We start from the raw sequence: 11,979 nt of genomic DNA on the forward strand, positions 1-11,979 counted from the left end.
CGAACGGGTGGTCTTCAGCCCTCGCGCGGGACCCCGCGGTCGGGCGCGCTCATGTCGCCGGTGGCCGGCGTGCCGCCGGTGACCGCGTAGCGGAGGTGGACGGTGCCCCGGGGCGAGGCCACCGGCGGGCCGAGCAGCTCCAGCCCCGCCGGGACGACGCCGCGGTCGAACACCTTCTTGCCCACCCCCAGCAGGACCGGGTGCACCCAGAGGTCGAGCCGGTCGACGAGCCGCTCGCGCAGCAGCGACTGCAGCAGGTCCAGGCTGCCGACCACCGCGACGTGCTCGTGCCGGTCCCGGACGCCCCGCACCGCGTCGGCGAGGTCCGGGCCCAGCTGGGTGGACCCGGCCCAGGACAGGTCGGGCCGGCCGCGGGAGGCCACGTACTTGGGCACGCCGTTGAACAGCCGGGCGATCTCGCCGTCCTCACCGCCCTGCTGGTGCGGCCAGTACGCAGCGAAGACGTCGTAGGTGCGCCGGCCGAGCAGCAGCGCGTCGACGCCCTGGTAGGCCGCGCCCACCTGCGCGCCGGAGACCTCGTCGAGCAGCGGCGCCTGCCAGCCGCCGAACGGGAAGCCCTCCGGGTCCTCGTCCGGGCCGCCGGGTGCCTGCCCCACCAGGTCGAGGGTGGCGAACAGCTCCGCCTGCACCAGTCCCATGTCGCGCTCCGCTCGGTCGGTCGTCCCCGTCAGGGGGTGGGACCGCCGCACGCCGGCGAACTCATCGCCCGCGCGGCACCTCGGCCCCAGCCCTGGTCGCGGCTGCTCACCAGGCCAGCACCCCGGCCTCGTCCTGCAACGTGCCGGAGGGGCCGTCGGGTCCCTGGGTCGCCAGTCGGACGACGACCCGCGCGCTGTCCGCGACCGGCCGGCCGATGCCGAAGGCGGCGGTCATGTCAGTCGCGGTGGCGCCCGGCTCGACGGCGACGAACCGGATGCCGGGGTGGGCCTTGGCGTACTGCAGCGTGAGCATGGTGGCCGCGGCCTTGGACGCCGCGTACAGCGCCAGCGGCAGCTGCGACTCCGGCCGCTCGGGGTTGGTCACCGCCCAGAACGACCCCATGCTGCTGGACACGGTGACCACGGCGGCCTCCGGCGACCGGCGCAGCAGCGGCAGCGCGGCCTCCGTGACGCGGACGATCCCGATCGCGTTGACGTCGAAGGACCGCACCGCGGCGGCGCTGTCGAGCGTGGTCTCCAGGACGCCGGCGTTGTGCACCAGCAGGTCCAGGCGGCCCTCCGCGGCGTCGACCTCGGCCAGGGCCCGGGTCACCGACGCGGCGTCGGTGACGTCGAGCTGGACGAACCGCGCGCCGAGCTCGGCGGCCGCCTTCGCCCCGCGCTCGGCGTCCCGGGCGCCCACGTGGACGACGTGCCCCAGCTCCAGCAGCTGGCGGGCGGTCTCGTACCCGATGCCCTTGTTGGCGCCGGTGATGAGCGTGACGGTCATGTCTCCCCCTCGATGTGCTCGGCCCGGTCGGGCCGTCCGCCATCGTGGGCAGCGCGGACGCCGGCACCCAGAGCCCTGCTCAGCCTAGGGAGTGACAGGACCCCCGCTGAGCGCCCGCGCCGCCCTACGCTCGCTGCGTGGGTGAGTCGACGAACCCGCTGGGCACGTTCCTGCGGGCCCGGCGCGAGCTGGTGACCCCGCAGCAGGCCGGCATCCCCGACGTCGGCGTGCGGCGCGTGCCCGGGCTGCGGCGCGAGGAGGTCGCGATGCTCGCCGGCATCAGCGCCGACTACTACCTGCGCCTGGAGCGCGGCCGCGACCGCCACCCCTCGCTGCAGGTGCTGGAGTCCATCGCCCGCGTGCTGCAGTTCGACGACGACCACTTCGCCCACCTGATGACCCTCGTCGCCGAGGTGCCCCGGCACCGCCGGCGCCCGACGCGGCGGCAGACCCCGCCGCCCGGCGTCCTCAAGCTGCTGGACTCCCTCGCCCAGCCCGCGGTCGTCGAGGACCGCTACTTCGACGTCCTGGCCGTCAACCAGATGGCCACCGTGCTCTCCCCCGCCTTCGCGGTGGGCAGGAACCAGCTGCGCGACCCCTTCCTCGACCCGGCGGTGCAGGGCATGCACCTGGACTGGGAGCAGGTCACCGAGTGCTTCGTGGCCAACCTGCGCCAGGCGGTGGGCACCGACGTCGACGACCCGCGGTTCATCGAGCTCACCGGCGAGCTGAGCCTGGCCAGCGAGCGGTTCCGCCGGCTGTGGGCGCGGCACGAGGTACGCGGCCAGCGCGGGACGCCGATCCTGCTGGACCACCCGCAGGTCGGGCAGCTGACGCTCAACCGCGAGCGGCTGGCCGTCGACGGCGCCGACGACCTGCACCTGGTCGTCTACCACCCCGACGCCGGCTCCAGCGACGCCGACAAGCTGGCCCTGCTGGCCTCGGCCGCCGTCCCGGTGTCCGGGACGACGGCGGTGCGACCGGCCTAGAGCGGGTCGAGCAGGCGCTGCAGGAACTGGCGGGTGCGGGCCTCGCGCGGCTCGACGAGCACCTCCGACGGCGGGCCCGACTCGACGACGACGCCGCCGTCGAGGAAGAGGACCTGGTCGGCCACCTGCCGGGCGAAGCGCATCTCGTGGGTGACCACGACCATCGTCCAGCCCTCGGCGGCCAGCGACTGCATCACCTGCAGCACCTCACCGACCAGCTCGGGGTCCAGGGCGCTGGTGGGCTCGTCGAAGAGCACCACCTCCGGCCGGGTGGCCAGCGCGCGTGCGATGCCGACCCGCTGCTGCTGCCCGCCCGACAGCTGCACCGGGTAGGCGTCGGCCTTGTCGGCCAGCCCCACCCGGGCCAGCAGCTCGCGCGCCTCCTCCTGCGCCTGCGCCTTCGGGCGCCCCTGGGCGAATACCGGCCCGGAGGTGACGTTGTCGAGCACGCTGAGGTGCGGGAAGAGGTTGTGGGCCTGGAACACCATCCCGCTCTGGCCACGCAGCCGGGACACCGCGCGGGCGTCGGGGCGCGTCGACCAGTCGAGCTCGACCTCGCCGACCCGCACGGTGCCGGACTCCGGCCGCTCCAGCCCGTTGAGGCTGCGCAGCACCGTGGTCTTGCCCGAGCCCGACGGCCCGATGAGGCAGGTGACCGAGCCGGCCGGGACGTGGACGTCGACGCCGCGCAGCACCCGGTTGTCGCCGAAGGACTTGACCAGCCCGCGGGCCTCCAGCAGCGGGGCGGTCATGCGGCCACGTGCCGGGAGAGCCTGGTCTCCAGCCGGGTCTGGCCGAAGGAGAGCACGAGGCACACCACCCAGTAGTAGACGGCGGCGACGCCGTAGAGCGTGAAGAACGCGAAGGTCGGCGCCGCGATCTCCTGGGCCCGGCGCAGCAGCTCGGTCACCAGGATCGTCGAGACGAGCGAGGTGTCCTTGACCAGCGAGATGAGCGTGTTGCTCAGCGGCGGCACCGCGATGCGGGCGGCCTGGGGCAGCACCACCCGCCGCAGCGTCGTGACCCGCCCCATCCCGACGGTCATCGCCGCCTCCCACTGCCCGCGCGGGACGGCGAGGATCGCTCCGCGCACCGCCTCGGAGGCGTAGGCCCCGACGTTGAGCGACAGCGCGATGACCGCGCTGGGCCACGGGTCGATCGTGAGCCCGAGCGAGGGCAGCCCGAAGAAGACGATGAACAGCTGCAGCAGCAGCGGGGTGCCGCGGATGACCGAGACGTAGAACCGCGCCGGCGCCGCGATCAGCCACGTGCCCGACAGCCGCATCAGCGCGACCAGCAGGGCGATGGCCAGACCCAGCGCGAAGGTCACCACGGTGAGCGGCAGCGTGCCGCGCACCAGCCCCTCGAAGAGCGGGCCCAGGCTGCTGCGGACCAGGTCCCAGTCGATCGCGTTCACTCCGCGCTGACGTCCTCGCCGAAGTACTTCTCCGAGATCTGGGCCAGCGTGCCGTCGGTGCGCAGCTGCTCGAGGGCACCGTCGACCTGGGTCTGCAGCTCGGCGCTGTCCTGGCGGAAGGCGAACGCCGACTCGCTCGGGTCGTCGATCTCGGCGGCGACCTTCACGTCCTGGTCACCGGTGGTCTTCTGGTACTCCAGGAAGGCCAGGCTGTCGTTGATCGTGACGTCGACGCGGGACTGCTTGAGCAGCGTGATGGCCTGGGTGAAGCCCTCGACCGCCTCGATCTGCGCGCCGGCGCCGGTGGCGACCTCGGCGAAGTTGCTGGTGGTCGACTGCGCGCTGCGCTTGCCGGCGACGTCGGCCAGCGAGCTGACGCTGGTGTCGTCGGCGCGGGTGATCACGACGCCGTTCGAGTAGGTGTACGGGGTGGAGAACAGGTACTTGGCCTGCCGCTCGGGGTTGACGCCGATCTGGTTGGCGATGAGGTCGAACCGGCCGGCGTCGAGGCCGGCGAAGATCGAGTCGAACGGCGTCTCGGCGAACTCGACCTCACGGCCGAGCTTCTCGCCGACCGCGCGGGCCACCTCGACGTCGTAGCCGGTGAGCTCGTTGCCGTTGGCCGGGTCGTGGAAGGAGAAGGGCGCGTAGGTGCCCTCGGTGGCGACGGTGATCGCGTCGCCCGAGCCGCCGCCGCTGGCGCTGCCGGCGTCGTCGGAGTCGCCGCCGCCGCAGGAGGTCAGCAGCAGGGCGGTGGCGAGGGCGGCGGTCAGGGTCAGGCGGGTGCGCACGGTGGTGGTCTCCGGGTTCATGGGGGGCGTCCGACGTGGGGGCAGGGTCGGTGCCCCTGCCGCCAGGGGGAACCGCTGCCGGGCACGAGCATTCCGCCGCGTGGCCGGTCCCACAACCCGATCGATCTGGTGGGGTGGTCGACGAGACCGTTCCGGAACGGGAGGGCTGTACGACGTCGCTGCCGATCATGAGCGCGTCCTGTGTCGACGGCGCGTGACGGATGGGCGGAGCCCCGTCTCACGACCAGCCAATGCGCTTGAGCAGGCGACGTCCCCAGAAGGTCTCCTGCAGCAACTCCCGGCATCGGGCCGACTCCCGCGCCCGCTGCTCCGTGGCGGCGCGCTCCGCGTCCAGTCGGCTGGTGCTGTCGCTCAGCTGGCGTCGAACGTCCTCCGCCGCGGCCTTCTCGACCGCCAGCGCGTCCCGGGTCCGGTCCAGTTCGCGGACCCTCGACTCGACCAGGGCATCGAGTCGCTGACGGTCGGACTCGGCCGCACGAAGGCGGCTCTCGAGGTCGTGCAGGCGCCGCGCCTGCCATGCGGTGTGCTGCCGCCAGCTGTCCATGGTCGCCCATCCCGAGTGCTCGCCGTGACGATCGGCGCCCGCCACCGCCCACTGCACCCGCCCGGCGACGAAGTGCCGCAGGAAGGTCTCCAGGGCTGGGCGCTTGCCTGGTGCGATGCGGCCGTGGGAGTCCGCGGTGAGGAAGCCCTCCCGGACGGAGTAGAAGCGACCGTGCACCTCGGTGGTCGCATACCGCGGTTGCTCCTCCTCGACGTGCAGACCCACTGCCGGCAACTGGTCCACCCAGTCCCGGTTCCGGGTCAGCCAGAGGACCTCGTGTCCGCCGGCTGCCAGCAGTCCGGTCCGCCGCACGGCCTCGTCCAGCGAGAGCGGTGAGAGCTGCACCTCCAGCGCGATGCGGCGACCGGACACCAGGGCTCGGACGTCCGGTCTCGACGTCCCCACCTGACGCTCGTAGTCGGCTTGATGCCCCTGCGACTGCAGCCAGCCACACAGCCAGTGCTTCAGCGACAGGTGTTCGTAGCTCTCCCCCCGCGAGCCCAGGGCCAGCGCGTGACGGTCCGCCTCGGAGCCTGGGTTGTGGCGCAGCCACGTGTTGCCGTTGCCCAGTCGGTAGGGGTGGACCTTGTCCCCACAGACGACACACAGCAGCCCGCCCCCGCCGTGCCAGTGCTCGTACTGCCCCGGCTCGTGGATGTCCACGATCTCTCGGTTGGGACCGAGCGCGATGGCCATGGGGCCCACGCCACTCCCGTCCCTGGCCGGAGACCGTCTGGAGCTCACCGTCTCAGCGTGCACCCCGGGTACGACAGGACGTGCGTGAGCAGCCCGCCCTCCTCGGACCCTGCCGCCGAGGGAAGACCTCCGTCCCCGAACGGCGAACTCGACTCGCGGGTCGCTCCGGAGGCCGGGACCAGGGCCACCGGCGTGCGTCGTGACCGCCGGACGGTCCTCTTCGGCTCACCCCCCCCCCGTCGACTCAGCTGGTCGTGAGCACCTGCGGGGTCGCCTGCCCGTGGCGGGGTGAGGCGACGACCTGCCCGCCATGTGCCACCGGCGCGCGGTGACCGGCCGTCGTCGCGGGGACGGTGAGGTCGAGGTCCCCGACCTCCGGGGTGGCGGTGAGCGCGCGCAGGGCCCGGCCCAGCGTGGCGACGTCGGCGAGCGGGGTGGCCGAGCTGCAGCTCACGCGCACCGCGCCGGGCAGCCGGTCGGAGCGGCCGACGCGGGCGTCGTCGTGGAACTGCTGCACCTCGTCGGGGGTGAGCCCGAACAGCCGGCCGAGGTACGGGTGGGCGCAGAAGCACCCGTTGCGGACCCCGATGCCGTGCTCCCGGGACAGCCGCTCGGCGACCTCCCCGTGCGGCATCCCGTCGACGACGAAGGTGGCCACGGGGAGCCGGTCGCCGGACGTCGGCCCGAGCCGGCGCAGCCCGGGGACGGTGGCGAGCTCGTCGTCCAAGGCCCGGACGAGCAGGTCCTCGTGCCGGCGGTTCCGCGCTGCGGCGGCGAGCAGCTCCTCCGCCGCGGCGGCGAGCGCGACGGCGCCGAGGACGTTGGGCGTGCCGGCGTCGTCCCGGTCGGGGGCGTCGGCCCAGACGACCTCGTCGTGGGAGACCGCCTTCACCGCGCCGCCGCCGACGAGGAACGGCTCGCCGTCGGCGAGCAGCCGCCGGTCGACGACCAGGCCGCTCGCGCCGAAGGGCGCGAACATCTTGTGCCCGGACCAGGCCAGCGCGTCGATGCCGAGGGCGGTCATGTCGACCGGGCGGTGCGGGACCAGCTGCGCCCCGTCGACCACCACGAGCACCCCCCGGTCGCGGGCCGCCGCGGCGATCCGGGCCAGGTCGGGCAGCCAGCCGGTCACGTTGGACGCCCCGGACACCGCGAGCACCCGCGGTGTGGGCCGCTCGTCGAGCGCGGCGACCACGGCGTCGACGTCGTAGGTCCCCGAGCCGTCGACGTCGACGACCCGCAGCTGCGCGTGGCGCTGCCAGGGCAGCAGGTTGGCGTGGTGCTCGACCGCGGTGGTGACGACGACGTCGTCCCGGGTCAGCCGCAGCCGGAAGGCGATCTGGTTGAGCGCCTCGGTGGTGTTGCGCGGGAACAGGCCCACGTGCGTCGCCGGGTCGCCGCCCACGAACCGGACGATCGTCTCGCGGGCCTGCTCGTAGCGGGCGCTGGTGACCTGGGACTTCGCCCCGGCTCCCCGGTGGACGCTGGAGTACCAGGGCAGGAACTCCTGCACGGCCCGGACGACGCCCGCCGAGGCCGAGGTGGTGGCCGCGGCGTCGAGGTCGACGTAGCGGCGCAGCTCGCCGCCGACCGGGACGTGCAGGTCGGCACCGACGAGGGGGTCCCGCGGGGAGAGCTCCCCCGTCCCGAACAAGGACGTCATCGCCACCGAGCTCCTGTCGTCACCGGCCACCACCCCGGTGACCGGTCGGCAGCTTCTCACCGCGCAGGCCCGGGGACGGGCGACGACACCGCGCCGTCGGCGCATCCGTCCGGTCGCACCCCGATCACGGGGGGCGGTGACCGGGGCCGCTGCCTACGCTGGCGGCGTGTTCTTCCTCTTCGGCTTCGGCACCAAGCAGACCGACCTCGGTCCCGGAGAGGTCCGCACCTGCCCCGACTGCGGCAACACGACGCAGTGGGCGCGGGTCCGGCAGTCCCGGCAGCTCACGGTCTTCTTCGTCCCGGTGGCCCGGTGGCGGCGCGAGGAGCTCGAGGTCTGCCCCGTCTGTGGCGTCGTCGTCCCGGTCTGACCACCGCCCACCGGGCCCGGGACGTCAGTCGCCGTGCGGGTCCAGCTGGTTGATGGTGGCGACGACCCGGTCGTAGTCGCCGCGCGCCTCCCCGTACCGGAGGAACTTCACGTTCTCGACCTGGATCTCGGTGGCGTCCGGCTGGGTGCGGATCAGCTCGACCACCTCGTCGACGAAGTCGGCCAGCGGCATGGCGTGCTCGTTCTCCTCGTGGCCCGGCAGCAGCGCGGTGCGCACCGACGGCGGCTCCAGCTCGACCACCGCGACGCTCGTGCCCGCCAGCTGCAGCCGCAGCGACTCGCTGAGCATGTGGACGGCGGCCTTGGTGGCGTTGTAGCTGGGCGTGACCTTCAGCGGGGCGAACGCCAGCCCCGAGGAGACGGTCATGATCGTCGCGGCGGGCCGGGAGCGCAGGTGCTCGACGAAGGCGGCGATCAGCCGGATCGGGCCGAGCAGGTTGGTGGTGACGGTCTCCTCGGCCGAGGCCAGGAAGCCGTCCGGGGTGGTCCAGTCCTCCACGCGCATGATCCCGGCCATGGTGACCAGGACGTCCAGCTCCGGGTGCTCGGCGACGACCTGGGCGGCGGCGCGCTGGATGCTCGCCGGGTCGGCGGTGTCGATCTCGACGGCGTGCAGGCCGGGGTGCTCGGCGGTGAGCTGGTCCAGCAGCGCGGTGCGCCGCCCGCCGACGACGACGGTGTTGCCCTCCTGGTGCAGCCGCAGCGCCAGGGCCAGGCCGATGCCGCTCGTCGCGCCGGGGATGAAGACGGTGTTCCCTGCGATGTCCATGGACCCAGCGTCAGCCGGGTCGGCAGCCCGTGGCAGAGCGCGGTGATCGGGGGACCGCGGGTCCCTGGCTGCGGAGGGCGCGGCGTGGGGACACTGGCCGGGTGAACCGGGACGACCTGGCCGACTTCCTCGTCCGCCGCCGCAGCGGCCTCCAGCCCGCGGACGTCGGTCTCGGCGCGGGTCAGCGCCGGCGCACCCCGGGGCTGCGGCGGGAGGAGGTCGCGCAGCTGGCGGCGATGTCCACCGACTACTACACGCGGCTGGAGCAGCGGCGCGGGCCGCAGCCGAGCACGCAGATGCTGGCCTCGCTGTCCCGGGCGCTGCGGCTGACCGCCGACGAGCAGGCCTACCTCTACCGGCTCGCCGGTCACGACGCCCCCGACCGCGTGGGCGGCAGCGACCACGTGGCGCCGGCGCTCCTGCGGGTGCTGGACCGGCTGACCGACACCCCGGCGCTCATCCTGTCCGCGCTGGGCGAGACGCTGGTGCAGAACGACCCGGCCCGCGCCCTGTTCGGCGACGTGGCCCACCTGACCGGGCTGGAGCGCAGCGGCATCTACCGCTGGTTCGCCCACCCCGGCACCGAGCGGGCGCACTACCCCGACAGCGACCACGACCGGCAGAGCCGCGCGCAGGTGGCCTCGCTGCGCGCCGCGTACGGGTCGCTGGGGCCCAGCTCCCGGGCCGGCGAGCTGGTCCGGGAGCTCACCCGGACCAGCCCGGAGTTCGCGCGGCTGTGGGCCGCGCACGAGGTGGGCCGGCGGTTCGAGGACCACAAGGTCCTCCTGCACCCGGAGATCGGCCCGATCGAGGTCGACTGCCAGGCGCTGTTCACCGAGGACGAGTCCCAGGTGCTGCTCGTGCTCACCGCTCCCCCGGGCACCGACGCCGCGAGCCGGCTCGCGCTCCTCGCCGTCCTCGGCACCCAGGCCCTCACCCCGGAGCGGTAGGACGCCGTCGGCAGTGGGAACTCCTGCGGGGGTCGCGGTGTTCACCGGTCGTGCTGGACACAGAGGGAGGCACACATGACCACTGAGACCGCGATCCTCGCCGGGGGCTGCTTCTGGGGCGCCCAGGAGCTGCTGCGCAAGCGCCCGGGGGTGCTCACCACCCGGGTCGGCTACTCCGGCGGCGACACCCCGAACGCGACCTACCGCAACCACGGCGACCACGCCGAGGCGGTCGAGATCGTCTTCGACCCCGAGGTGATCTCCTACCGGGAGCTGCTGGAGTTCTTCTTCCAGATCCACGACCCGTCCACCAAGGACCGGCAGGGCAACGACCTGGGTCGCAGCTACCGCTCGGCGATCTACTTCACGGACGAGGAGCAGCAGCGGGTCGCGCTCGACACCATCGCCGACGTCGACGCCTCGGGCATCTGGCCCGGCCCGGTCGTCACCGAGGTTGAGCCGGCCGGCGCGTTCTGGGAGGCCGAGGAGGAGCACCAGGACTACCTGCAGAAGATCCCGTTCGGCTACACGTGCCACTACGTACGGCCCGACTGGGTGCTGCCGCGCCGCGAGGCGCAGACCACCCGCTGACCCGGGGCCCGGACCGGGCCGCGAGCAGCAACGCGAGGGGGACGTCCCGTCCGGGGCGTCCCCCTCCGCCGTCCCCGCCACCGGACCGTGCCGTGACGGGTGGGACACCCGGGGGCCGTGGGGCGTGGCGCCACCACCGGCGCCCGGAACGTGCGCACAGTGGGGCGTGCCCACCCGCCCGGACGCCGTCGCCGCGCTGCCGGCCGCCCCGGGCGTCTACCGCTTCCGGGACGCCGGCGGGCGCGTGCTCTACGTCGGGCGGGCCGGTGAGCTGCGCCGCCGGGTCAGCTCCTACTGGGGCGACCTGCGCGACCGCCGCCACCTGCGGCGGATGATGACCCGGGTCGCCCGGATCGAGGCGCTGGTCTGCGACTCCGTGCACGAGGCGGCCTGGGCCGAGCGCAACCTGCTCGAGCGGTCGATGCCCCCGTGGAACCGCGTCGTCGGCGGCCTCGAGGTGCCGGTCAGCATCCGCCTGGACGTCTCGCCGACGGCGCCCCGCCTCGGCCTGACCTCGGCGCACCGGCCGGGGCCGGACGTCCGCTGCTTCGGGCCCTACCTGGGCGCGGGGAAGGCGAAGCTGGCGCTGTCGGGCCTGGAGCGGCTGTACCCGATCGGCCACGCCGGCCCGGCGCGCAGCACCGGTGAGCGGGAGCTCGCGCGGCTGCGCGGCGGGCAGGACGTCCCCGTCGCGGAGCTGGCCCGCGCCGTGGAGGCGGTGCTCGACCGCGAGCCGGCCGCGGTCGCCGCCGCGCTGGCGGCGCTGACCGCCCGACGGGACGCCGCAGCCGCCGCGCAGGCCTACGAGGCCGCCGCCCGGCTCCAGCAGGAGATCGAGGCGCTCGCGTGGGTGGTCGCGCCCCAGCGGGTCACCGCGGCCAACGAGGAGGGTGCCCAGGACGTCACCGCGTGGGGCGGCGACGTCCTGCTGCGGCTGCGGATCCAGGACGGCAAGCTGCGCTCCTGGGAACAGGAGACCTGCACCCGCCCGACGCCCGGCGCGCGGGCGCCGGAGGGGTGGCTGCCCTTCCTGCGCCGCAACGCCGACCTGGCCGCCCGGCTGGCGGCCCTGCCGGTCTGACCGATGAGTCGTCCGCGCCGGGCCGGTCCGTACGTCGAGCACCCCCCGACGAGAGGCTCGGCCATGCGGAGACTGACCTACGGCATGAACGTGAGCCTGGACGGCTACACCGCCGCACCCGGCGACGACCTCGGCTGGAGCGCGCCGAGCGACGAGCTGTTCCAGTTCTGGTCCGACCGGGTGGCCGCCACGGGCCTGGCGCTGTACGGGCGCCGGCTGTGGGAAGGGATGAACGCCCACTGGCCGACCGCCGACCAGCAGCCCGGCGTCAGCCCCGCACACGCCGAGTACGCCCGCCGCTGGCGGGCCGTGCCGAAGGTCGTGTTCTCGTCCACGGAGCGGCCGGTCGACGGGAACACCCGCCTGGTCACCGGCGACGCGGTCGCCGAGATCACCCGGCTCAAGGCCGAGGACGGCGGTGACATGGACGTCGCCGGCGCGACCCTGGCCGCAGCGGCCGTGCGGGCCGGGCTGGTCGACGAGTTCGTGCTCGTCACCCACCCGGTCCTGGTGGGCGGCGGCACGCCCTTCTTCACCGCCCTCGACGACTGGGTCGACCTCGCCCTGGTGGAGACCCGGGCCTTCCCCGACGGGGTGCTGCTGACCAGGTACGAGACCAGGCGGTGAC

General features: G+C 74.2%; 14 protein-coding genes. 6 read left to right on the forward strand and 8 right to left on the reverse strand.

All coding sequences use genetic code 11. The annotated features are described in order from the left end of the window. Positions 1–14: 14 nt before the first annotated feature. A complete protein-coding gene (locus tag ACGBYP_RS12970) occupies positions 15–659 on the reverse strand; it encodes a dihydrofolate reductase family protein (protein WP_411584666.1) in 645 nt (214 codons plus the stop codon). A gap of 106 nt (positions 660–765) precedes the next feature. Continuing rightward, entirely contained in the window at positions 766–1,449 is a 684-nt protein-coding gene (locus ACGBYP_RS12975) for an SDR family NAD(P)-dependent oxidoreductase (protein WP_411584668.1), read from the reverse strand. Positions 1,450–1,586: 137 nt separating this feature from the next. On the opposite strand from ACGBYP_RS12975, the gene ACGBYP_RS12980 reads away from it, so the two are divergent. After that, entirely contained in the window at positions 1,587–2,438 is an 852-nt protein-coding gene (locus tag ACGBYP_RS12980) for a helix-turn-helix transcriptional regulator (RefSeq protein ID WP_411584670.1), read from the forward strand. On the opposite strand, the gene ACGBYP_RS12985 is transcribed toward ACGBYP_RS12980, so the two are convergent. The 5 genes from ACGBYP_RS12985 to ACGBYP_RS13005 form a co-directional block, all read right to left on the reverse strand. Then, positions 2,435–3,190: an amino acid ABC transporter ATP-binding protein gene (locus tag ACGBYP_RS12985; protein ID WP_411584672.1), complete on the reverse strand. Its 756-nt coding sequence runs from the start codon at positions 3,188–3,190 to the stop codon at positions 2,435–2,437. The genes ACGBYP_RS12980 and ACGBYP_RS12985 overlap by 4 nt on opposite strands. Next, positions 3,187–3,855 (reverse strand): amino acid ABC transporter permease, encoded by a 669-nt coding sequence (locus ACGBYP_RS12990; protein ID WP_411584674.1) that lies wholly within the window; start codon positions 3,853–3,855, stop codon positions 3,187–3,189. The genes ACGBYP_RS12985 and ACGBYP_RS12990 overlap by 4 nt, the downstream gene beginning before the upstream one ends. After that, entirely contained in the window at positions 3,852–4,667 is an 816-nt protein-coding gene (locus ACGBYP_RS12995) for an amino acid ABC transporter substrate-binding protein (RefSeq protein WP_411584676.1), read from the reverse strand. The genes ACGBYP_RS12990 and ACGBYP_RS12995 overlap by 4 nt, the downstream gene beginning before the upstream one ends. 217 nt (positions 4,668–4,884) lie before the next feature. After that, positions 4,885–5,907, reverse strand: coding sequence for a competence protein CoiA family protein (locus tag ACGBYP_RS13000; RefSeq protein WP_411584677.1), 1,023 nt, complete (start codon positions 5,905–5,907; stop codon positions 4,885–4,887). Between the two features lie 244 nt (positions 5,908–6,151). Then, complete coding sequence (locus ACGBYP_RS13005) at positions 6,152–7,570, reverse strand: aminotransferase class V-fold PLP-dependent enzyme (protein ID WP_411584679.1); 1,419 nt, start codon at positions 7,568–7,570, stop codon at positions 6,152–6,154. A 166-nt stretch (positions 7,571–7,736) separates the two neighbouring features. On the opposite strand from ACGBYP_RS13005, the gene ACGBYP_RS13010 reads away from it, so the two are divergent. Continuing rightward, positions 7,737–7,940: a zinc-ribbon domain-containing protein gene (locus ACGBYP_RS13010; RefSeq protein WP_411584681.1), complete on the forward strand. Its 204-nt coding sequence runs from the start codon at positions 7,737–7,739 to the stop codon at positions 7,938–7,940. A gap of 24 nt (positions 7,941–7,964) precedes the next feature. On the opposite strand, the gene ACGBYP_RS13015 is transcribed toward ACGBYP_RS13010, so the two are convergent. Then, positions 7,965–8,729: an SDR family oxidoreductase gene (locus tag ACGBYP_RS13015; protein ID WP_411584683.1), complete on the reverse strand. Its 765-nt coding sequence runs from the start codon at positions 8,727–8,729 to the stop codon at positions 7,965–7,967. A gap of 101 nt (positions 8,730–8,830) precedes the next feature. Here ACGBYP_RS13015 and ACGBYP_RS13020 point away from each other — a divergent pair, with 101 nt between their 5' ends. From ACGBYP_RS13020 to ACGBYP_RS13035, 4 genes are all read left to right on the forward strand, one after another. Further along, positions 8,831–9,679, forward strand: a complete 849-nt coding sequence (locus ACGBYP_RS13020) for a helix-turn-helix transcriptional regulator (protein WP_411584685.1) — start codon at positions 8,831–8,833, stop codon at positions 9,677–9,679. Between the two features lie 75 nt (positions 9,680–9,754). Next, complete coding sequence (msrA, locus tag ACGBYP_RS13025) at positions 9,755–10,270, forward strand: peptide-methionine (S)-S-oxide reductase MsrA (protein ID WP_411584687.1); 516 nt, start codon at positions 9,755–9,757, stop codon at positions 10,268–10,270. Between the two features lie 166 nt (positions 10,271–10,436). Beyond that, positions 10,437–11,351 carry a hypothetical protein gene (locus ACGBYP_RS13030; RefSeq protein ID WP_411584689.1) on the forward strand — a complete coding sequence of 305 codons (915 nt, stop codon included), beginning with the start codon at positions 10,437–10,439 and terminating at the stop codon, positions 11,349–11,351. Between the two features lie 84 nt (positions 11,352–11,435). Continuing rightward, complete coding sequence (locus tag ACGBYP_RS13035; protein ID WP_411584691.1) at positions 11,436–11,978, forward strand: dihydrofolate reductase family protein; 543 nt, start codon at positions 11,436–11,438, stop codon at positions 11,976–11,978. The last annotated feature ends 1 nt before the right edge of the window (position 11,979 follow it).

The organism is Modestobacter sp. SSW1-42 (assembly GCF_046635825.1).
In the GTDB taxonomy this organism is placed as follows: Bacteria; Actinomycetota; Actinomycetes; order Mycobacteriales; family Geodermatophilaceae; genus Modestobacter.

What these genes read in the sequence shown, in the direction of transcription:
- ACGBYP_RS13000 (WP_411584677.1), bottom strand. Translation starts at nt 5,907, where the DNA reads ATGGCCATCGCGCTCGGTCCCAACCGAGAGATCGTGGACATCCACGAG.
- ACGBYP_RS13035 (WP_411584691.1), top strand. Translation starts at nt 11,436, where the DNA reads ATGAACGTGAGCCTGGACGGCTACACCGCCGCACCCGGCGACGACCTC.
- msrA (WP_411584687.1), top strand. Translation starts at nt 9,755, where the DNA reads ATGACCACTGAGACCGCGATCCTCGCCGGGGGCTGCTTCTGGGGCGCC.
- ACGBYP_RS12995 (WP_411584676.1), bottom strand. Translation starts at nt 4,667, where the DNA reads ATGAACCCGGAGACCACCACCGTGCGCACCCGCCTGACCCTGACCGCC.
- ACGBYP_RS12975 (WP_411584668.1), bottom strand. Translation starts at nt 1,449, where the DNA reads ATGACCGTCACGCTCATCACCGGCGCCAACAAGGGCATCGGGTACGAG.
- ACGBYP_RS12970 (WP_411584666.1), bottom strand. Translation starts at nt 659, where the DNA reads ATGGGACTGGTGCAGGCGGAGCTGTTCGCCACCCTCGACCTGGTGGGG.
- ACGBYP_RS13005 (WP_411584679.1), bottom strand. Translation starts at nt 7,570, where the DNA reads ATGACGTCCTTGTTCGGGACGGGGGAGCTCTCCCCGCGGGACCCCCTC.
- ACGBYP_RS12985 (WP_411584672.1), bottom strand. Translation starts at nt 3,190, where the DNA reads ATGACCGCCCCGCTGCTGGAGGCCCGCGGGCTGGTCAAGTCCTTCGGC.
- ACGBYP_RS13015 (WP_411584683.1), bottom strand. Translation starts at nt 8,729, where the DNA reads ATGGACATCGCAGGGAACACCGTCTTCATCCCCGGCGCGACGAGCGGC.